This window comes from Microbacterium cremeum, assembly GCF_015277855.1.
Classification (GTDB): Bacteria; Actinomycetota; Actinomycetes; order Actinomycetales; family Microbacteriaceae; genus Microbacterium; species Microbacterium cremeum.
Genome location: NZ_CP063812.1, coordinates 864,783 through 885,201, shown reverse-complemented (window position 1 = coordinate 885,201; position 20,419 = coordinate 864,783). Strand labels below are relative to the sequence as shown.

Sequence of the window (20,419 nt, the reverse complement as noted above, 5' to 3'; positions counted from 1 at the left end):
GTGAAGCAGGGGCGCCCGCCGGCTCGACGGGCGCCCCGTGCTCTTCTTCTGTCTTACTCGAACGAGAGGCCGATGTATTGCTCGACGTTCTCCTTCGTCACGACGGGGGCGTCGAGGACGATGCGGTTCGGGATGCCGGGGGTGATCAGGTCGCCCATCGTCTTGCCCTGCGCGATGAGGCGCGCGAGCGCGACGCCGTCGGCGGCCTGCGTCGACGGGTAGATGACCGTCGCCTTGAGCACCGAGTCGTCGGCCTCGATGGCCTCCATGGCGCTGCGGCTTCCGGCGCCGCCCATCATGAAGAACTCGTCGCGACCGGCGGACTCGATGGCCGCCAGCACGCCGATGCCCTGGTCGTCGTCGTGGTTCCAGATCGCGTCGATCTGCGGGTTGGCTGCGAGCAGCTGGGATGCCGCCGCCTCACCGCCGGCGACCGTGAAGTCCGCCGCGACGCGGGCCGAGACCTCCAGGCCGCAGTCCTCGAGGGCGTCGGCGAAGCCCTGCGAGCGGTCCTGCGTCAGCGGCAGCGAGTCGATGCCCGCGATCTCTGCGACGACGGCGTCGGAGTCGCCTCCGAGCTGCTCGCAGATGTAGGTGCCGGCGCTCACGCCCATGCCGTAGTTGTCGCCGAGGATCGTCGCGCGTGCGGCGAACGGGCTCGAGAACTCGCGGTCGACGTTGATGACCGGCACGCCGGCCTCCATGGCGGCGATCGCGGCCTCGGTCAGCGCGGCCCCGTCCGAGGGCAGCAGCACGATGGCGTCGACGCCCTCGTTGACGAACGTCTCGACAGCCGCGATCTGGGCGATCGGGTCGTTGGTGCCCTCCGCGACGCGCAGCTCGACATCGTCGTAGCTGTCGGCCGCGGCCTGCGCACCGGAGTTGATGGCACCGAGCCAGCCGTGGTCGGCCGCAGGACCCGAGAATCCGATGACGACGGTCTCGCCCGACTCGGCGTTCTCCTCGGTCGTGGTCCCCTGGTCGACGACGTCGCCCTCGTCCGCGCCTCCGCCGGTGCACCCGGCGAGAAGTCCGATGGCTGCGATGACAGCGGTGCCCGTGAGCACCAGCCGCGTGCGCGCTTTCAGGTGTGAGCGCATGTTTCCTCCTTGAAATGTGATGCAGCGGTGACAGCGCGCTGCCTTCGAGGGGGATGACGGGCCCGCACTCCAGGATCGACGCTGACGGGGACCACCGTAGCAGAAGTGTCGCTCAGCTTGTCAGCTTTTGATTTTTGTTCGGCATAAGTGGCGGGCCCGATGCGAGGCAACCCCGGATCGCCCCGGGGGCGGGTTTCCGTGATTTCGCGCAGGCACGAGTGCCTTGCGGCGAATCCACGCTCGGCACGCCCACGGTTGGCGTGTTATGTTCGTCGCGTGATCAAAGTTGACCATCAATCGGCATTACTCGACGTCCGAGGCGTAACGAAGGCGTTCGCGGGCGTTCAGGCGCTGCGAGGCGTCGACCTCGAGATCCTGCCGGGCGAGGTGCATTGCATCCTCGGCCAGAACGGCGCGGGCAAGTCGACGCTGATCAAGACACTGGCAGGCGTCCACCGTCCCGACGAGGGAGTCATCTCATGGCTCGGCGAGCCGGTCGAGATCCCGACTCCCGAGGCCGCCATCGAGCTCGGCATCGCGACGATGTACCAGGAGCTCGACGTCGTCGACGGGCTCACGATCGCCGAGAACATCTTCCTCGGGCACGAGCTGTCGCGCGGCGGGTTCACCAAGCGCTCCGAGGCGGCCAGGCAGACGCGCGAGCTGCTGCGACGCCTCGGGCACGGCAGCCTGTCGCCGCACACCGAGGTCGGCCAGCTGAGCGCCGCCAACAAGCAGATCGTCAGCATGGCGCGCGCCCTCTCGCACGACATCAAGCTGATCATCATGGACGAGCCGTCGGCGGTGCTCGACGGCGAGGAGGTCAAGAACCTCTTCCACGTCGTGCGCGAGCTGACGTCGGCGGGGATCGCGGTCGTCTACATCACGCACCGGCTCGAAGAGATCCGCCAGATCGGCGATCGCATCACCGTGCTCAAGGACGGGCGCTCGATGGCCAGCGGCCTCCCCGTGGCCGACACCCCGACGCCCGAGCTGATCCGCCTCATGACGGGCCGCTCGGTCGAGAACGTCTTCCCGCCCGCGGTCCCGCTCCCCGACGAGGCGCCCGTCGTGCTCGAAGTGCAGGGCCTGGCCGCGGCCGGCGTCTTCGAAGACGTGTCGTTCTCGGTGCGCGCGGGAGAGGTCGTCGGGCTCGCCGGCCTCGTCGGCTCGGGGCGGTCCGAGATCCTCGAGACGGTGTACGGCGCACGACGCGCGACGGCCGGCACGGTGAAGGTCGGCGGCAAGAAGCTCCCCCGCGGCTCCGTCGTGGCCGCCGTCCGCGCCGGCATCGGCCTGTCGCCCGAAGAGCGCAAGAGTCAGGGCCTCGTCCTCGACGAGCCGATCTACGTCAACGTGACGCTGTCGTCGGTCTCGCGCTTCGCCAAGGCCGGATTCCTCGACGAACGGGCCGAGCGCACGGCCACCCGCGAGCAGATCGAGGCCCTCGAGCTGCGGCCCGCAGACCCCGATCGCGAAGCGATCACCCTGTCGGGCGGCAACCAGCAGAAGATCCTGCTCGCCCGTTGGCTGGTCCACGGCACCCGCGTGCTGCTGCTGGACGAGCCCACCCGAGGCGTGGACGTCGGCGCGCGCGCCGAGATCTACGCCCTCATCCGGCGCCTCGCCGCCGCGGGCAACGCCATCGTCGTCATCTCGAGCGAGATCGAAGAGGTGCTCGGCCTGTCCGACACCGTCCTCGTGGTCGTCGACGGCCGCGTGCTCGAAACCCTTCCCGCCTCCCAGATCGATGAGCACGGCGTGCTCGATCTCGTCATGAAAGGAACCGCCGCGTGAGCGAGCAGAAGACCACGGGGGCCGAAGCCGTCCCCTCGAACGGCGGGGTCGCGTCGCCGGGCGCCGAGCCGCCGCGCAAGTCCGGAGCCCAGCGCATCCTGTCGGGATCGGTCGGTCGCAACCTCGGCCTGGTGCTCGCCCTGATCGTGCTCGTGATCGTCGGCGCCGTGACGGCCCCCGACACCTTCATGAGCGTCAGCAACCTCCTGACGATCCTGCGGCAGGCCTCGATCATCGGCGTGATCAGCATCGGCATGACTCTCGTGATCATCTCCGGCGGCATCGATCTGTCGGTGGGGTCGGTGATGGGACTCGCGTCCGTCGTCGCCACGATCGCCGCCGTGCAGGACCTCGCCGACCAGATCCACTGGGTCCTGATGGTCGTGATCGCGCTCGCCGTGGGCCTGGCCGCAGGCCTCATCAACGGCATCGTCATCGCGTACGGCAAGGTCGTCGCGTTCATGGCGACCCTCGCGATGCTCGTCGCCGCACGCGGGCTCGCCGAGATCCTCGCCGAGCGGCGCACCCTGCAGGTCGGGGAACGCGACTTCATCGTGTTCATGAACCTCGACATCATCGGCGTCGACATGCTGATCTGGATCTTCGCCATCGTGGCGGTGCTCGGCTGGGTTCTGCTCAACCGCACCACGTTCGGCCGCCGCACGGTCGCGATCGGCGGCAACCGCGAGGCCGCGCGGCTCGCGGGCATCAACGTCAAGCGCCACACCATGTGGCTCTACGCGATCGCGGGACTGTGCGCCGGCATCGCCGCGGTCATGATGCTCGGACGCACCACGGCGGGCACGTCGACCCACGGGACGCTCTACGAGCTCGATGCGATCGCCGCCGTCGTCGTCGGTGGCACGCTGCTGATCGGAGGCCGCGGCACGATCACCGGCACCGTCTTCGGCGTGCTGATCTTCGCGACGCTGACGAACGTCTTCGTGCAGAACAACCTCTTGTCCTCCGTGCAGGCGGTCGTGAAGGGCATCATCATCGTGGTCGCCGTGCTGCTCCAGCAGCGGTTCGCCAGGCCGACCGGTCGAGCGACATGACGGATGCCGCGGCCAGGCCCCGCAGCGCCCCACCGGGCCTGCGGCGCCGGGCCGCGGCATCCCCGTCCGCGTCCGGCGCGATCGGCTGCCCGCCGAACCGCCGATACTCTGAGGTGTGAAGAGCATGAGCATCGAACCGACGACGAACGTGACCGGCGTGAGCCAGCTGTTCCAGCTGTTGCGCGACGGCGTTCCGCGTACCCGGGCCGAGCTGGCGAAGTCCACGGGCCTGGCGCGATCGACCATCGCCGCCCGCGTCGACGAGCTCATGCGCATGGGCCTGATCACTCCCGTCGCCGACGCGGTGTCGACCGGCGGGCGGCCGCCGTCGCAGTTCGCCCTCAACCCGGCGGCAAAGGTCGTCGTGGCCGCCGATGTCGGAGCGTCGCACGCGACGGTCGCCATCACCGACCTCACCGGAAGCGTGCTCGCCGAGCACTCCGAGCCCCTCGACATCGCACTCGGCCCGGTGCCGGTGCTGACCTGGCTGGTCGAGAGCGCCAGCACGCTGCTCGATCGCGTGGAACGCGACCGCTCGCACGTCGCGGCCATCGGCATCGGCGTCCCCGGTCCCGTGGAGCACTCGACGGGGCAGCCCGTGAACCCGCCGATCATGCCGGGATGGGATCGCTTCGACATCCCCGGGTGGCTCAATCAGCACCTCGAGGTGCCCGTGCTCGTCGACAACGACGTGAACATCATGGCGCTCGGCGAGCGCCAGGTCGCGTGGCCGGGCGTCGAGCACCTCATGTTCGTCAAGATCGCCACGGGCATCGGCGCCGGCCTCATCTCGGGCGGCGCGCTGCAGCGCGGCGCACAGGGCGTCGCCGGCGACATCGGCCATGTGCAGGTCGCGCGCGCCGCGGACGTACCGTGCCGCTGCGGCAACCGCGGCTGCCTCGAGGCGATCGCGGCGGGCCCGGCGATCGCCCGGACCCTGCGAGGGCAGGGCGTCGAGGCGCACACCGGGTCCGACGTCGTCGATCTCGTCAAGCGCGGGAACATCGAGGCGATCCAGGCCGTGCGCCAGGCCGGCCGCGACATCGGCGAGGTGCTCACGACGTGCGTGAGTCTCGTCAACCCCTCGGTCATCGCGATCGGCGGCTCGATGGCGCGCGTCGGCGAGCACCTCATCGCCGGCGTCCGTGAGATCGTCTACACGCGCTCGACCCCGCTCGCCACCGAGCACCTCTCGATCGTGCAGTCCATGACCGCCGAGCACGCCGCCGTCCTGGGCGCCAGCATGCTCGCCGTCGAGCACGCGCTCTCTCCCGAGGCGCTCGCCGTCGGGTTCCGCTGAGCCGGAGCCGTTCCGGCTCCGCCCTGCATCGTCTCGGCGGCCGGCGCACGGCGAGTGCACGGCGAGTGCACGGCACCCCTTAGCCACGCGGTAGCACCCGCGTAACACGACCGAGACAAACGCGCGGTTGACTGGCCTCACCGAGGCAGAGTGGTGCCGACGACGACAGCACTCGGAGGGAGCGCGCCATGAGATTCCGACCGTTGCGATCGGCACCGGCGCCGGCCGTCGATGGGGCCACCGTGCTCGAGCCGCCGTCCGCGATGCGGGCGATGGTGATCGACACCACGGGGGACCCCGACGCGCTGCGCGCGGCATCCGTCCCCGTCCCCTCCCCCGTGCTGAGCGAACTGCTCGTGCGCGTGATCGCGGCAGGAGTCAACCCGATCGACGCGAAGACCCGGTCGGGCGCGGGCGTCTCGGGCGCCATCGGAGCGTACCCCGCGACGCTCGGCTACGACTTCAGCGGCGTCGTCGTGAAGAGCCCGTACGAGTCGCACCCGTTCCCGCCCGGCACCGCGGTGTTCGGCATGGCGTCGTTCCCCCGCTCCGGCGGGACGTACGCCGAGTTCGCCGTCGTCCCCTCGCTGTCGGTCGCGCGCAAGCCGGGCGCGCTGTCGCACGTCGAGGCGGCCGGCGTGCCGCTGGCGGCCCTGACCGCGTGGGGCCTCGTCGTCGAGACCGCCCACGCGCACGAGGGCCAGCGGATGCTGATCCACGCCGGAAGCGGCGGGGTGGGCCATTTCGCGGTGCAGCTGGCCGCCTACTTCGGCGCGCACGTGACCGTCACCTCGTCGGCGCGCAACGCGCCCTGGCTGCGCGAGCTCGGCGCGTCGGTCGTGATCGACTACACCACGACGCGCTTCGACGAGGTCGTCGCCGATGTCGACGTGGTGATCGACCTCGTCGGCAACACGACGGGCGACACCGGCACGCGATCGCTCCAGGTGCTGCGCCCGGGCGGGCTGTACGTCCTCGTTCCGACCGGCGCGTGGCCCGGCTATGCGGCGGCCGCCGCCGCCGCCGGCGTGCGCGCCACGTCGTACAAGGTGATCCCCGACGGCGGCGCCCTCGCCACGATCGCCCGGCTCCTGGACTCGGGCGCGGTGCAGGTCTACATCGACACCGTGTTCGATCTGACCGAGGCGGCCGCCGCGCACCGGCAGCTCGAACAGGGGCACACGCGCGGCAAGCTCGTGCTGCGCGTGAGCGACGACTGAGCCGCGCTCAGCCCACCGGCGCGAGCACGCGACGCCCCTCGGCCACGACCTCGTCGGCGATCGCGTCGAGCAGCGGCGAGCGCAGGTTCCACTGCTGCCAGTGCAGCACGACGTCGACGGGGTCGCCGCCGAGGAGCACGAGCTCGCCGCGCGCGATCGCCTCGTGCGACTGGAAGCGCGGCAGCATCGCCCAGCCGAACCCCAGCCGCACCGCGGTCGCGAAGTCGTTCGAGGCGGGCACGTAGTGCCGCGGCGGCCGCGCGGGGTCGACGCCGCGCGAGGCCAGCCACGCGTTCTGCAGATCGTCGCGCCGGTCGAAGTCGACCAGCGGCGCCTCGGCGAGCGCCGCCGCCGAGTCGTCCGCCAGCCAGCGCTCGACATAACCGGGAGTCGCCACCGCCTGGTAGCGCATCGCGCCGAGCACCGAGACGCGGCATCCGGCCACCGGCGCGCCGCGAGAGGTCACCGCGCCCATCACGGCGCCCGACTCGAGCAGCCCCGCGGTGAAGTCCTGGTCGTCGCGGTGGAGATCGAAGACGACCGGATGCCGCTGCGACAGGCGCGCGAGCGGGTCGAGGAACCACGTGGCCAGCGAGTCGGCGTTGACCGCGATCGGCACGCTGATGCGGGCGCCCTCGGCCGGGTCGTCGCCGAGCTCGACGAGCGTGTCGTGCTCGAGCAGCGCGGCCTGCCGGGCGAGGCGGATCACGGCGGCACCGGCATCCGTCGCCCGCACCGGCTTCGAGCGCACCAGCACCAGCCGCCCGAGCTGCTCCTCGAGCGCCTTGATGCGCTGGCTCACGGCCGAAGGCGTGACGTGGAGCCGCCGCGCGGCGGCATCGAGGGTGCCCTCGTCGACGGCGGCGGCGAGGGTCTCGGCGAGTTCGAACGGAATGCGCATCTTCAGTCTGGCTAATGGTACTGAAGAAGCGTGAGCTGGACTACGGATCGGGGTGTTCGTAGCGTCGAAGCGTGCTCTCCCCCGTCCTCGCCGGCCTCGGCCTCGGCTTCTCCCTCATCATCGCGATCGGCGCGCAGAACCTCTTCGTGCTGCGCCAGGGACTGCGGCGCGAGCACGTGCTCGCCGTCGCGGCGGTCTGCGCCGTCTCGGATGCGGTGCTCATCGTGCTGGGCGTCTCGGGCATCGGACTCGTGCTGCAGGCCGTTCCGTGGCTCGTCGACGTCGTGCGGTGGGCGGGGGCGCTGTTCCTGGTGATCTATGGCGTGCTCGCCGCACGCCGGGCCTGGCGGCCGTCGGGCGAGGTGCTCCGTGCCGCCGAGACCGACACGCCCGCCGCGGGAGGGGCGTCGGCATCGGCATCGGTTGTGCCCACCACCACCGCCACGGTCGCGCGGCCCCGGCTGATGCCCGTGCTCCTGACGTGTCTCGCTCTGACGTGGCTGAACCCCCACGTGTACCTCGACACGGTGTTCCTGCTCGGCACGGTGGCGAACACCCATGGCGACGCACGCTGGCTCTTCGCCGCGGGCGCGGTGACGGCGAGCTTCGTGTGGTTCTTCGGTCTCGCCTTCGGCGCACGCCTGCTCGGGCGGTGGCTGTCGACCCCGCGCGCGTGGCGGATCCTCGACGGCGTGATCGCGGTCGTCATGATCGCGCTCGGCGTCTCGCTCGTGCTGCCCACGGGCGGCTGACCCGAGCCGGCGGTCACGCGTCGATCTGCTGTGTGCGCGCGTTCACGAGTGCCCGCACGACGTCGTCGGGCAGCGGGTGCTCGGGCTGGAACCGGATCGTGCCCTTGTCGAGGCTGACCCCGGGATGCCCGGCGAGCGCATCGGCGACCGCCGAGACGGCGTCGGGGCTGAACGGGTAGACGCCGATGTGCTTCTTCGCCCGCATCACCGACACGAGCGGCTTGCCCCGGTACACGAGCGCCGGCATCCCATACCCGAGTCCCTGCTCGGCCTCGGGCACCTCTTCGCGCGCGATCGCGTAGATCCGCTCGATCGAGGGCCGGTCGGCCGGGTCGAGTCCTGCGAGGAGTTCGTCGACGGTTCCCATGGAGGCATCCTCGCACCGCCCCTCGCCCGCCGCACCCCGATCACGGCACGATGGAGGCATGAGGCGTGTGCACGTCGTCGTCCGCGGCGAGGTCCAAGGGGTCGGGTACCGCTACACGATGCGCCTGGTCGCGCGCGAGGCGGGCGTCGCCGGATGGGTGCGCAACCGGCGCGACGGCACGGTCGAGGCAGAGGTCGAGGGCACCGACGCCCAGGTCGACGAGGTGCTCGCGTGGATGGCGGAAGGCCCTCCGGGGTCGCGCGTCGAGAGCGCGACGGTGACGGATGCCGCACCCGCCGGCGAGCGCGGGTTCGAGGTGCACCCGACCGCGTGACGGATCAGTCCTCGAGCGGATGCAGGATGCGCTCGACGAACCGGCGCGTACGCTCCTGCCGGGGCGCCGTGAAGAGCTGCTTCGGGGCGCCGCGCTCGACGATGACCCCGTGGTCGAAGAACAGCACCTCGTCGGCGACCTGCCGCGCGAACCCGAGCTCGTGCGTGACGATCACCATCGTCCAGCCTTCGTCGGCGAGCTCCTTCAGCACGACGAGCACCTCGCCGACCAGCTCCGGGTCCAGCGCGCTCGTCGGCTCGTCGAAGAGCAGCAGCTGCGGCCGCAGCGCCAGGGCGCGGACGATCCCGACGCGCTGCTGCTGACCGCCCGAGAGCTCGAACGGGTACGCGTCGCGCTTCTCGATCAGCCCGACGCGCTCCAGGAGCGCCTCGGCGTTCGCGATCGCCTCGGCCTTCGGCACGCGGTGCGCGTGCACCGGGCCCTCGATCACGTTCTGGAGCACGGTGCGGTGCGGGAACAGGTTGTGATGCTGGAACACCATCGCCGAGCGGTCGCGCAGCGCGGCGCGATCGGCCTTCGAGATCCGGGCGGAGAAGTCCAGCACCGGGCCGCCGTCGACGTCCACGACGCCGGCGTCGGGCGTCTCGAGACCGTTGAGCGAGCGCAGCACGGTGGTCTTGCCCGATCCGCTCGGGCCGATCAGCACGACGACCTCGCCGCGACGCACCGAGAACTCGACCCCGTCGAGCACGCGGTTGGTGCCGAAGCTCTTGGTGAGCCCGCTAACCCGCAGGAGCGGCCGATCGTCGGCGGGCGCGGGCGGCGCGAGCGGGTCGCCGGGAAGGTCAGTGGGCGACATAGCGGTCGAGCCTCCTCTCCACGGCGCTCTGCCCGGTCGAGAGGATCAGGCAGAACACCCAGTAGATCAGCGCCGCCTCCAGGTAGATGACCATGAACTCGAATGTGAAGGCGGCGATCTCCTGCGCCTTGCGGAACAGTTCCGTCACGAGGATCAGCGACGCAAGCGACGTGTCCTTCACGAGCGAGATGAACGTGTTCGACAGCGGCGGCACCGAGACGCGCGCCGCCTGCGGCAGCACGATGCGCGCGAGCGTGTGCGTGTGCGAGAAGCCGACCGTGTGGGCGGCCTCCCACTGGCCCTTCGGCACCGACAGGATCGCGGCGCGGATCACCTCGGCGGCGTACCCGCCGACGTTCAGCGAGAACGCGATGATCGCGGCGGGCCACGGGTCGATCACGAGTCCGATCGAGCCCATCCCGTAGAAGATCACGAACAGCTGCACGAGCAGCGGCGTACCCCGGATCACCGAGATGTAGAACCGCGCGACGTTCGAGACGACCGGGTTCGACGACAGCCGCATGAGTGCGACCACGAGGGCCAGGACGAGGCCGATCGCGAACGACACGAGCGCGAGCGGGATGGTCGCGGTCAGTCCGGCCGCCAGCAGCGGCCAGAAAGAGTCGGCGACGAGCGTCCAGGTCTCCGATTGATCCATCGGCGCTCCTTCCCGTGGACGGCGGCGTCCGGCCGCCGGCCCGGAAGCCGGCGGCCGCGCCGAACGGACTACTGGGTGACGTCGGCCCCGAAGTACTTCTCGCTGATCTCGGCGAGCACGCCCTCTTCACGCAGCTCGGCCAGCGCCTCGTCGACCGCCTTCACCAGCGCGGCCTTGTCCTTCGTGAACGCGAAGGCGTTGTACGCCGGGTCATCGGTCTCGGCGGCGATCTTCAGGCCGGTCGGACCCTCGCTCTTCTCGTAGTCGAGGAAGGTGAGGTTGTCGTTGATCGTCGCGTCGACGCGGCCCTGCTGCAGCAGCGCCACGGCCTGGGCCCAGCCCTCGACGGCTTCCACCTGCGCGCCGCTCTCCTGCGCGAGCTCGTACCAGTTGCTGGTCAGCGACTGCGCCGTGGTCTTGCCCTCGAGGTCGGCGAAGCTGGTGATCGTCTCGTCGTCCTCGGGCACGACGATGACGCCGGGCGAGACGGTGTACGGCTCGCTGAAGAGGTACTTCTCTTCACGATCGGGGTTGATCGACACCTGGTTCGCGATGACGTCGAAGCGCCCGGCGTCGAGGCCCGTGAAGATCGCGTCCCACTGGGTCTCCTCGAACACGACCTCGAGCCCGAGCTTGTCGGCGACCGCCTCGGCGATCTCGACGTCGAAGCCGACGAGGTCGCCGGACGCGTCGTGGAACGTGAAGGGGCGGTAGGTGCCTTCGGTGGCGACCGTCAGAGTTCCCGCGGTGACCAGGCCGTAGTCGTCGCCACCGGGTGTCGGGGCGGAGCCGGCGGTCGATCCGCTGCTGCAGGCGGTGAGGGCGAGAGCGGCGGCGGCGGTGAAGACAAGGGCGGTGAGGCGGCGCGACATAGATGTTTCCTGTGATGCGGTGATGCGGGGTGCGGTGGGTGAACCGCGGTGGACATTCCAGTACAACACGGACCACGCCGGCGGGCTTCGTCGTGTGACGTTCCGTTGCTGCCCGTGGACCCCTGGGCGCCCGCTCGGCCCGGGGAGACGACGAAGGCCCCACCCGGAGCGGGTGAGGCCTTCGTGCGAAGTACTCGCGGGCGTCAGGCGATCGCGTTGACGTCCAGCGGGATGCCGGGACCGAACGTGGTCGACACGGCGCCCTTCTGGATGTAGCGGCCCTTCGAGCTGGACGGCTTGAGGCGCACGATCTCTTCGAGCGCGACCTTGAGGTTCTCGTCGAGCTGCTCCTGCGAGAACGAGGCCTTGCCGACGACGAAGTGCACGTTGGCGTGCTTGTCGACGCGGAACTCGATCTTTCCGCCCTTGATCTCTTCCACGGCCTTGGCCGGGTTGGGGGTCACGGTGCCGGTCTTGGGGTTGGGCATGAGGCCGCGGGGGCCCAGCACCTTACCCAGGCGACCGACCTGGCCCATGAGCTCGGGCGTCGAGACGGCCGCGTCGAACGCGGTCCAGCCGCCGGCGACCTTCTCGATGAGCTCGGCGCCGCCGACCTCGTCCGCACCCGCGGCGATGGCGGCCTCAGCGGCCGGGCCCGTCGCGAAGACGATGACGCGGGCGGTCTTGCCCGTGCCGTGCGGGAGGATGACGGTGCCGCGCACCATCTGGTCGGCCTTGCGGGGGTCGACCGCGAGCTTGAGCGCGACCTCGACGGTCGAGTCGAACTTCGCCGAGCCGGTCTGCTTCGCGAGGGCGACGGCCTCGGTGGGCGTGTAGAACTTGTCCGCCTCGATCTTGGCGGCAGCGGCCTGGAAGGCCTTGGACTTGGTTGCCATGTGTCTTATCCCCCTCAGTCCTCGACCGTGATGCCCATGGAACGGGCGGTGCCGGCGATGATCAGCGAGGCGGCCTCGATGTCGTTCGCGTTCAGGTCGGGCATCTTCGTCTCTGCGATCTGGCGCACCTGCTCCTTGGTGAGCTTGGCCACCTTGGTCGTGTGCGGGGTCGACGAGCCCTTCTGGACGCCGGCGGCCTTCTTGATGAGCTCAGCGGCCGGCGGGGTCTTCAGGATGAACGTGAAGCTGCGGTCCTCGTAGACGGTGATCTCCACGGGGATGACGTTGCCGCGCTGCGACTCGGTCGCGGCGTTGTACGCCTTGCAGAACTCCATGATGTTGACGCCATGCTGACCGAGCGCGGGGCCGATCGGCGGCGCCGGGTTGGCAGCACCGGCGTTGATCTGAAGCTTGATCAGGCCGGTCACCTTCTTCTTCGGTGCCATTCTCTTTCCTTTCAACGAACGGATGCCGGGGCACCCTGTTCTCCCGCGAATCCGGCCGTTCCGGAACGCGGTGTCGATCGCGCGCGCTCAGAGCGCGCGGCAAACCTCAAAAGTCTACCAGCGACAGCGCTGGGGTTTCGACTCGCTACAACTTCGTGACCTGGTCGAACGAGAGCTCGACCGGGGTCTCGCGCTCGAAGAGCGACACGAGGACCGTGAGCTTGCCGCTCTCGGGCTTGATCTCGCTGATCGTGCCGGGCAGGCCCGCGAACGAGCCCTCCTTGATCGTGATCGTCTCGCCGACCTCGAAGTCGACCTCGGCGGGGAGGACGCGCGTCGCGGCGGCGGCGCCCTTCTTGGCGGTCCCACCCTTCGCGGTCGCGACCTCCTTGACCTCGACGAGGCTCTTCAGCATGTTGAAGGCCTCCTCGAAGCGCAGCGGCGTCGGGTTGTGCGCGTTGCCCACGAAGCCGGTGACTCCCGGGGTGTGACGCACGACCGACCAGGTGTCTTCGTTGAGCTCCATGCGCACGAGCACGTAGCCGGGGATCCGGACGCGCGTGACCATCTTGCGCTGCCCGTTCTTGATCTCGACGACGTCCTCCATCGGGACCTCGATCTGGTAGATCTCCTCCTCGACCTCGAGCGTCGACTTGCGCTGCTCGATGTTCGCCTTCACCTTGCGCTCGAAGCCGGCGTAGGAGTGGATCACGTACCACTTGCCCGGGAGCGAGCGGAGCTCGGCGCGGAAGGCCTCGTACGGGTCCTCTTCCTCGTCGGTCTCGTCGTCGGCGTCCGACGCCTCGTCCTCGTCGCCGTTCACGTCAGGGCCGTCGTAAGGCGTCACCTCGTCGGCGGCCTCGGCCTCACGCTCGGCCACCTCCTCCGCGATGGAGTCGTTGATGACCTCGGCCGCAGCCTCGGTCTCGGCCGTCTCGTCGAGATTCAGCGCGTCGTTCACGATCGCATCCGCCTCCGGGTCGTCGATATCGATGTCGTCCAGGCCTGCGTCGTCCTCGTCGCTGTCGTCGACGATGTGGATCGCGACGTGCTCGGCGGCCTCGACCGACCGCTCCTCCTCCGCGAGGACGTTGCCTTCCTGCGCCTCGTCGTCCTCCGAGGACTGCTCGGCTGCCGTCGCCCAGTCGGCGTCGTCGACATATCTTTCAGTCACGTTGAGTTCTTCTCTTCCGTTCCGTCCGCGGCGACCTGAGGTCCACCCGGGTCACGCTCCTCGTGTCACACGGGAGGGGTCGGCGTTCAGGCGCCCGGCACTCCGAAGACGTACGCAGCGATCCACACGAACAGCACGTCCAAGCCGTAGACGATCGCCATCATGACGACGACGAAGCCGAGCACGACGCCCGTGTACTTCAGCAGCTCCTGGCGCGTCGGGGTGACGACCTTGCGAAGCTCGGCGAAGACCTGACGGATGAACAGGGCGATGCGCGCGAAAACGTTCGGCTTCTTCTCGCGGGGTGCGCTCGCTCCCCCTGCGGGGACGACCTCGCCCTTCGGCTCGTCCTGAACCATCGATGCCACCTGATTACCTTCCGTGGGCCGACGGGAGTCGACACACTTTGTTGTCAACCACCGGAGACGTTGCGCCGGTGTTGCGCTGACGCGCAGGGCGGACAGGAATCGAACCTGCAACCTGCGGTTTTGGAGACCGCTGCTCTGCCAATTGAGCTACCGCCCTAGAGACCCAGGGGTCTCGTGAAACCCGCACTCTTCCCCTGACACCTGAGCGAGAGGGGCCCTGCCTCCCGGCCTTGAACCGGCGGGCACGGCGAAAGAATGCAGACTTCAACTGCACCATCCAGTGTACGGCATGCCCGCTGGGGCCGCGAACCCGCCTAGCATGCCGCCATGCCCATCACGCAGTCTCTCCTCGACGAACTCTGGGACTTCTCGGACGCCGCCGGCTCCGAGGCGCGGCTGCGCGAGGCGCGCGAAGAACAGACGGATGCCGAGGACCGCGCCGAGCTCGACACCCAGGTCGCACGGGCCCTCGGCCTTCAGGAGCGGTTCGCCGAGGCGCACGCGATCCTCGACCGCGTCGACGTCTCCCACGACGCCCTCGCCGCGCGCGCAGCCCTCGAGCGAGGGCGGCTGCACAACTCCGCCGGCGACCACGAACGGGCCGTGGCGTACTTCCTCGCGGCGGTGGATGCGGCATCCCGAGCCGGACACGTGTTCCTGCAGGTCGACGCGCTCCACATGCTCGCGATCGCCGAGCCGGAGCAGGGCGAGGAATGGACCGACGCAGGGCTGGCGGCGCTGGAGGGCGTCGACGACCCGCGGACGCTGCGCTGGCGCGTATCGCTGCACAACAACGCCGGGTGGCGTCTGTTCGACGAGGGTCGCGTCGACGAGGCGGTGGCGTCGTTCGAAGCCGCACGGGATGCCGCGACCCGCTGGGGCACACCGCAGCAGGTGCAGTGGGCCGACGAGGCCCTCGCCGAGGTGAGCGCGCACCTCTGAGCGTTTCGTCTCGCTTCGCTCGCTCAACGACCGGAACTCGGTCGTTGAGCGAGCGAGCGCCAGCGAGCGAGACGAAACGCGCCGAGCCGACGAGAGACCTCAGCCCGCGACGCGGATGAGCTTCTTGTTGACGAACTCGTCGGCGGCGAGCAGACCCATCTCGCGCGAGGTGCCGGAGCGCTTCACGCCGCCGAAGGGCAGTTCGGGCGAGTCGGCGAGCACGATGTTGACGTAGACCATGCCCGCGTCGATCTTGTTCGCGATCCGCTCGGCCTGCGCGGGGTCGGTCGTGTAGACGTACGACCCGAGGCCGAAGCTGGTGTCGTTGGCGATCTTGACCGCCTCGTCCTCGTCGGCCACCTTGTAGACGACTCCCGCCGGGCCGAAGAGCTCCTCGCGGTACACGTCCATGTCGGGCGTAACGTCGGTGAGCACGGTCGGCTCGTAGAAGGCGCCGTCGCGGTTGCCGCCGGCGACGAGCTTCGCCCCCTGTGCCACGGCACGGTCGACCTGCTCCTGCAGACGCTCGGCGGCCGCGAGCGACGACAGCGGGCCGAGCACGGTGTCTTCGGCGAACGGGTCGCCCATCTTGGACGCGGTCATCGCCTCGGTGAACTTCTCGAGGAACGTGTCGTAGAGGCCCTCCTGCACGATGAAGCGCTTGGGCGCGTTGCACGACTGGCCGTTGTTGTCCATTCGGGCCTCGACCGCCGCCGCGACGGTCGAGTCGAGGTCGTCGGTCGACAGCACGATGAACGGATCGGATCCGCCGAGCTCGAGCGCGACCTTCTTGAGGTTCTGGCCGGCGAGCGCCGCGACCGCGGAGCCCGCGCGCTCCGATCCCGTCACCGAGACGCCCTGCACGCGCCGGTCGGCGATGATCGTGGCGGCCTGCTCGTTGGTCGCGTACACGTTGGTGTACACGCCGTCGCCGAGTCCGGCATCCGCGTAGATCTTCTCGATGGCCGCCGCCGACTCGGGGCACTGCGGAGCGTGCTTGAGCAGGATGGTGTTGCCCACCACGATGTTGGGCGCCGCGAAGCGGGCGACCTGGTAGTACGGGAAGTTCCACGGCATGATGCCGAGCAGGGCGCCGAGGGGGGTGCGGCGGATGATCGCGGTTCCCTCCCCCTGGATCTCGATCGGCTGATCCGCCGTGATCGTCTCGGCGTTGTCGGCGTAGTACTCGGTGATGTCGGCGGCGAAATCCACCTCGCCGAGCGCCGCCGAGAGGGGCTTGCCCATCTCGCGCACGATGATCGCTGCGAGCTCGTCGCGACGCTCGCGGTGCAGCTCGGCCACCTTGCGGATACGTGCCGCGCGCTCGGCGACGGGAACGTCGCGCCACGGGCGGTAGGCGGCATCCGCCCCCGCGATGGCGGCCTCGAGAGCCTCGTCGGTGATGGTCGGATACGTGGCCAGGGTCTCGCCCGTGGCCGGGTTGACGACGGCGTAGTCGCTCATATCAGTTGTCTCCGATCGGATGGGTGGTTTCAGTCTGCCGCGACGCGGCGTTCGCGTCGAAGGCTTTCGGGAGCTTCGAGACCGAGTGTCTCGCCGCGGAAGAAGGCCGGACGCTTGATCGCCTGCCAGATCATGATGGCGACGCCCGTCAGGATGACGGTGACGCCCAGGATGAACACGAGGCCGACGCCGGCGATGTTCGACCCGCTGCCGTAGTCCGGATCCATGCTGTCGACGAGCGTGATGACGAACAGCACCGCGAGGATGCTGCCGCCCACGAGCGGGAACAGGAAGGCGAAGAAGAACGAACGCGCCGAGTCGAACCACTGCTTGCGGAAGTACCACACGCACGCGAACGCAGTGAGTCCGTAGTAGAAGCAGATCATCATGCCGAGAGCGGTGATGGTGTCCCACAGCACGTTCTCGCTGACGAACCGCATCACAGCGTAGAAGACGCTCGCGACGACGGCCGACACGATGGTGGCGAAGCCGGGCGTGAAGAAGCGGGGGCTCACACGCGCGAACTGCTCGGGCAGCGCGCGGTAGTGCCCCATCGCGAGCAGGGTCCGCGCCGGGCCGACCGCCGTCGACTGCAGCGATGCCGCCGAACTCGTGAGCACCGCGAGCGAGACGAGGAACGCGAGGGGCCCGAGGATCGGATCCGACAGGTAGAAGAACACGTTGCCCTGGATGTCGGGGTTTCCGAGGCCGAGCTCGCCCTCGCCGACGCCCGCGAACGACAGCAGCGCCATCGACAGCAGCAGGTAGAGTCCCGCGACGATCAGCACCGTCACGGTCGCCGCGCGTCCCGGCGTCTTGCGCGGGTTGCGGGTCTCCTCGTTCATCGTGAGCACGACGTCCCAGCCCCAGAAGATGAAGATCGACAGCGACAGTCCCGCGACCACCGCACCGAAGTCCCCGACGGCGAACGGGTTGAACCACGACAGCTCGACCGGGCTCGCGTCGAATGCGGTGCCGTTCGCCACGTGCACGAACGCCGCGACGAGGAAGATCACGAGCACGACGACCTGGAAGCCGACGAGCACGTACTGCAGCTTCTGAGTCGTCTGCAGATCGCGGTACGACACGATCGTCGCGCCGAGCATGAACAGCAGGCACACCCCGACGTTGATGAACGGGTTGAACGCGAGCGCGGCGATCCACCCCGGGCTGCCGGCGAGCTGGTCGATCAGCAGGAACAGGAACTCCACCGCGATGCCGGCGAGGTTCGACAGCACGATCACGGTGGCGGCGACGAGGCCCCAGCCGGCCATCCATCCGATCCACGGGCCGAAGGCGCGCGTGGCCCACGTGAACGACGTGCCGGAGTCCGGCATGCGCGTGTTGAGTTCGCGGTACCCGAAGGCGACCAGCAGCATCGGGAGGAATCCGACGATGATGATCGCCGGCACCTGGAACCCGACCTCCGACACCGTCGGGCCCAGCGATGCGGTCAGCGTGTAGGCCGGGGCGATGGTTGAGATTCCGATCACGACCGCGCCGACGAGACCGACCGTGCCGGCGCTCAGGCCCTTCTTCGAGATGCCGCCGGCCTCTGCGCCGGCGACGGGGGCGAGCGGCGCCTCGGCCGCAGTGGGGGCGCCCATCATCGCGCTCCGTTCTTGCTGTGGTGGTCGCGCGTGCGGGGCACGACGACCATGGGGACGGGGAGCTCGTGCAGCATCTTCGCCGCAGTCGATCCGAGGAACAGGCGGCGCGGCTGTGCGAGCCGGCTCGAGCCGACGACGGCGAGCTCGCCGGGCTCCCAGCCCAGGTGCGAGACCGCGTCTTCGATGCTCTCGCCGCGCGCGACGACGACGTCGGCGTCGACGCCCTCGGGCAGCGCGGCCAGCGCCTTGCCCAGGACGTCGTCGGCGTGGGCCGCACCGGCGATCCGGATCACCCCGGTGTCGACGCTCGCCGGAAGGTCGACCGACACGAGCGACAGGAGCCGCAGCCCGGCATGGGCCGACGTGGCCAGCGCGACGCTCTCGTCGAGCAGCGCCTCGGCGCCCGGACGCGTGCCGATCGCCGCCGTCACCCGGCTGATGCCGGTGCCCGGGTCCACGCGCCGCGAGCCCTCGGGGGCGAGCACGACCGGCACATCCGACGAGTGCAGCAGCTCGGTGGCGACCGTACCGAGGCGGTGGCGTCCGCGCCGGCCGCCGTTCGCAGCACCCACGACGACGTGCGACGCGCCGAACTCGTCGGCCGTGCTCACGAGGCCTTCCGCGAACGACTCCCCGTAGCGCACGTGGGTGCGGACGTCGACGGATGCCGGGACTGCGGCCGCGGCATCCGTCAGCCATTCCTGGGCCTGCTGCTGCAGGTACCGGTCGTAGCCGGCGTCGGGCGGCGTGATGACGCTGCGCTCCTCGCCGGGGAGCACCACCACGAGGTCGAGCGACGAGGCGGTGGCGGCGGCCAGACGCGCGCCGAGCGCGACGGCGTCGGCGCCGGCGTCGGTCGCGGTGTAGCCCACGACGATGCGCGCGCTCATCGGCCGGCCGACTCGAGGATGTTCGACGCCACGAGGCGCCCCATGCGGATCGCGCCGTCGACGTGCTGGTATCCGGCGCCGGCCATGTCGCTGCAGGCGAAGTGGATCGGACCGACGGGGGTGCGCAGGTCGGCGCCGTAACGGGCGAGACCGCCCAGGTCGAAGCTCGCGGCGTAGGCGCCGCGCGTCCACTCCTCGGCACCCCAGTCGCTCTCGAAGTACACCAGCGGGTTCAGCGCCTCGGGCCCGTAGTAGTGCGACAGCGACTCGAGGACGCGCTGCCGGCGCTCCTCGGGCGAGACGCGGAAGAGGTCATCGGCGTTGCGGTCCGAGACGAAGCCGACGAGGGTTCCGCGCTCGTCTCCGTGGTTGGTGTTGTCGTAGGCCTCGTGCGAGATCTCGTACGGGCTGAACGCGGTGCCCGACAGGCCCTGCTCACGCCAGAACGGCCGGTCGTAGACCGCGTGCACCTTGACCACGAAGCCCATCGAGATGTGCTGGTGCATCTGCTGCTTGAGGCGCGGGAGCGGCGGCGTGAACTCGATCCAGGGGTACAGGATCGGTGCGTGCGCCAGCACGACGTACCGCGCGCGCACCTCGAGGCCCTTGTCGGTGACGACGCGCACGCCGTCGTCCGAACGATGCACCTCATTGACGGGCTGGCCGAGCAGGATGTCGCCACCGAGGCGCTCCGCCAGCAGAAGGGGCACCTGCTGGAGCCCGCCCACGACGCGCTCGTCCAGGATGAAGTCGGCGTCGACGAGGTGCGAGAAGCTGCCGGCGCTCGCCGCCATGAGCAGGGCCTGCAGCGTCGAGAACGCGTACGCGGGCTTGGTGAGCATCGCCCCGGCGATGAAGAGGGCGATGTTGTCGCGCGCCTCCTGGTCGTCGGTCTGCTCCTCGAGCCATGCCTCGAACGACACCCGGTCCAGCTCCTCGGCGTCGGGGTGCTCCCAGGGCCGGTCGGGGTCGACCTCGGCGACCATGCCGTCGAGCAGCTCGATGAGCCGCACGATCTCCTTCTCGGTGCCGGGGGCGACCGGGAAGATCTCGCCGGTGAAACGCTTGAGCTCGCCGTCCTTGCCGATGTACAGCGAGTCGCCCTCGCGGTAGCGGCGGTACGTCTCGAGCCCGAGCTCGGCGAGCGTCTCCTTCAGCGCGTCCTGGTCGGGCGAGACCCACTGGCCGCCGATCTCGAGCATGGCGCCGTCGACCACGTCGGTCCACAGCCGGCCGCCGACACGGTCGCGGGCCTCCAGCACGACGACCGACAGTCCCGCCTTCCTCAGCTCGTTGGCGGCGGTCAGGCCGGCGGCGCCGGCTCCGACGATCACGACGTCGCGGGTCAGCTCGGTCATGGGGACTCCTTCGTCATGCGCGTGTGGGGCGCGGGCTCTTGCGTTGCGTGTGGATCGAGGCGTTTCGTCTCGCTCGTTCCTCGCTCGCTCGACGA

21 protein-coding genes and 1 tRNA gene are annotated in these 20,419 nt (G+C 69.8%); 7 read left to right on the top strand and 15 right to left on the bottom strand.

The features are described 5' to 3' along the window. Positions 1–53 precede the first annotated feature (53 nt). Positions 54–1,100, bottom strand: a complete 1,047-nt coding sequence (locus tag IM778_RS03730; RefSeq protein WP_194410746.1) for a substrate-binding domain-containing protein — start codon at positions 1,098–1,100, stop codon at positions 54–56. Positions 1,101–1,376: 276 nt separating this feature from the next. On the opposite strand from IM778_RS03730, the gene IM778_RS03725 reads away from it, so the two are divergent. The 4 genes from IM778_RS03725 (at position 1,377) to IM778_RS03710 (ending at position 6,472) form a co-directional block, all read left to right on the top strand. Beyond that, entirely contained in the window at positions 1,377–2,897 is a 1,521-nt protein-coding gene (locus IM778_RS03725; protein ID WP_228484732.1) for a sugar ABC transporter ATP-binding protein, read from the top strand. Then, a complete protein-coding gene (locus IM778_RS03720; protein ID WP_194410745.1) occupies positions 2,894–3,952 on the top strand; it encodes an ABC transporter permease in 1,059 nt (352 codons plus the stop codon). The genes IM778_RS03725 and IM778_RS03720 overlap by 4 nt, the downstream gene beginning before the upstream one ends. A gap of 124 nt (positions 3,953–4,076) precedes the next feature. Further along, entirely contained in the window at positions 4,077–5,252 is a 1,176-nt protein-coding gene (locus IM778_RS03715; protein ID WP_194410744.1) for an ROK family transcriptional regulator, read from the top strand. Positions 5,253–5,440: 188 nt separating this feature from the next. Continuing rightward, positions 5,441–6,472, top strand: coding sequence for an NADP-dependent oxidoreductase (locus tag IM778_RS03710; RefSeq protein WP_194410743.1), 1,032 nt, complete (start codon positions 5,441–5,443; stop codon positions 6,470–6,472). 7 nt (positions 6,473–6,479) lie between these two features. Here IM778_RS03710 and IM778_RS03705 read toward each other — a convergent pair whose 3' ends face one another. Beyond that, a complete protein-coding gene (locus IM778_RS03705; RefSeq protein ID WP_194410742.1) occupies positions 6,480–7,373 on the bottom strand; it encodes a LysR family transcriptional regulator ArgP in 894 nt (297 codons plus the stop codon). A gap of 71 nt (positions 7,374–7,444) precedes the next feature. Between IM778_RS03705 and lysE the strand changes: the two genes are divergently transcribed. After that, complete coding sequence (lysE, locus tag IM778_RS03700; RefSeq protein ID WP_194410741.1) at positions 7,445–8,125, top strand: L-lysine exporter; 681 nt, start codon at positions 7,445–7,447, stop codon at positions 8,123–8,125. 13 nt (positions 8,126–8,138) lie between these two features. Here the strand turns inward: lysE and IM778_RS03695 are convergent, their stop codons facing one another. Then, a complete protein-coding gene (locus IM778_RS03695) occupies positions 8,139–8,492 on the bottom strand; it encodes an iron chaperone (protein WP_194410740.1) in 354 nt (117 codons plus the stop codon). Between the two features lie 58 nt (positions 8,493–8,550). On the opposite strand from IM778_RS03695, the gene IM778_RS03690 reads away from it, so the two are divergent. Next, positions 8,551–8,826: an acylphosphatase gene (locus IM778_RS03690; protein WP_194410739.1), complete on the top strand. Its 276-nt coding sequence runs from the start codon at positions 8,551–8,553 to the stop codon at positions 8,824–8,826. A gap of 4 nt (positions 8,827–8,830) precedes the next feature. Here the strand turns inward: IM778_RS03690 and IM778_RS03685 are convergent, their stop codons facing one another. The 8 genes from IM778_RS03685 to IM778_RS03650 all read right to left on the bottom strand — a co-directional run bounded on the left by IM778_RS03685 (position 8,831) and on the right by IM778_RS03650 (position 14,217). Further along, positions 8,831–9,646 (bottom strand): amino acid ABC transporter ATP-binding protein, encoded by an 816-nt coding sequence (locus tag IM778_RS03685; protein ID WP_194410738.1) that lies wholly within the window; start codon positions 9,644–9,646, stop codon positions 8,831–8,833. Then, a complete protein-coding gene (locus IM778_RS03680) occupies positions 9,633–10,304 on the bottom strand; it encodes an amino acid ABC transporter permease (protein WP_194410737.1) in 672 nt (223 codons plus the stop codon). Before IM778_RS03680 ends, IM778_RS03685 begins: the two co-directional genes overlap by 14 nt. A gap of 68 nt (positions 10,305–10,372) precedes the next feature. Further along, positions 10,373–11,176: an amino acid ABC transporter substrate-binding protein gene (locus tag IM778_RS03675; protein ID WP_194410736.1), complete on the bottom strand. Its 804-nt coding sequence runs from the start codon at positions 11,174–11,176 to the stop codon at positions 10,373–10,375. Between the two features lie 203 nt (positions 11,177–11,379). Beyond that, positions 11,380–12,072, bottom strand: coding sequence for a 50S ribosomal protein L1 (gene rplA / locus IM778_RS03670; RefSeq protein WP_194410735.1), 693 nt, complete (start codon positions 12,070–12,072; stop codon positions 11,380–11,382). Positions 12,073–12,086: 14 nt separating this feature from the next. Then, the gene (gene rplK, locus IM778_RS03665; RefSeq protein ID WP_194410734.1) at positions 12,087–12,518 is read right to left on the bottom strand and encodes a 50S ribosomal protein L11; all 432 of its coding nucleotides are present in this window, start codon (positions 12,516–12,518) and stop codon (positions 12,087–12,089) included. A gap of 145 nt (positions 12,519–12,663) precedes the next feature. After that, complete coding sequence (gene nusG / locus IM778_RS03660) at positions 12,664–13,692, bottom strand: transcription termination/antitermination protein NusG (RefSeq protein ID WP_194410733.1); 1,029 nt, start codon at positions 13,690–13,692, stop codon at positions 12,664–12,666. 86 nt (positions 13,693–13,778) lie between these two features. Continuing rightward, the gene (secE, locus tag IM778_RS03655; protein WP_194410732.1) at positions 13,779–14,051 is read right to left on the bottom strand and encodes a preprotein translocase subunit SecE; all 273 of its coding nucleotides are present in this window, start codon (positions 14,049–14,051) and stop codon (positions 13,779–13,781) included. A 93-nt stretch (positions 14,052–14,144) separates the two neighbouring features. After that, positions 14,145–14,217 (bottom strand) — tRNA-Trp (locus IM778_RS03650). A 170-nt stretch (positions 14,218–14,387) separates the two neighbouring features. Here IM778_RS03650 and IM778_RS03645 point away from each other — a divergent pair. After that, positions 14,388–15,002 carry a tetratricopeptide repeat protein gene (locus IM778_RS03645; protein ID WP_194410731.1) on the top strand — a complete coding sequence of 205 codons (615 nt, stop codon included), beginning with the start codon at positions 14,388–14,390 and terminating at the stop codon, positions 15,000–15,002. Between the two features lie 99 nt (positions 15,003–15,101). On the opposite strand, the gene IM778_RS03640 is transcribed toward IM778_RS03645, so the two are convergent. From IM778_RS03640 to IM778_RS03625, 4 genes are read right to left on the bottom strand one after another with little or no spacing between them, the layout of a single operon-like run. After that, on the bottom strand, positions 15,102–16,466 hold the full coding sequence (locus IM778_RS03640; protein ID WP_194410730.1) for an NAD-dependent succinate-semialdehyde dehydrogenase: 1,365 nt from the start codon (positions 16,464–16,466) through the stop codon (positions 15,102–15,104). A gap of 29 nt (positions 16,467–16,495) precedes the next feature. Further along, on the bottom strand, positions 16,496–18,073 hold the full coding sequence (locus IM778_RS03635) for an APC family permease (RefSeq protein ID WP_194410729.1): 1,578 nt from the start codon (positions 18,071–18,073) through the stop codon (positions 16,496–16,498). After that, positions 18,073–18,966 (bottom strand): universal stress protein, encoded by an 894-nt coding sequence (locus tag IM778_RS03630; RefSeq protein ID WP_194410728.1) that lies wholly within the window; start codon positions 18,964–18,966, stop codon positions 18,073–18,075. Before IM778_RS03630 ends, IM778_RS03635 begins: the two co-directional genes overlap by 1 nt. Then, positions 18,963–20,324, bottom strand: coding sequence for a flavin monoamine oxidase family protein (locus IM778_RS03625; RefSeq protein ID WP_194410727.1), 1,362 nt, complete (start codon positions 20,322–20,324; stop codon positions 18,963–18,965). The genes IM778_RS03630 and IM778_RS03625 overlap by 4 nt, the downstream gene beginning before the upstream one ends. Between the last annotated feature and the right edge of the window lie 95 nt (positions 20,325–20,419).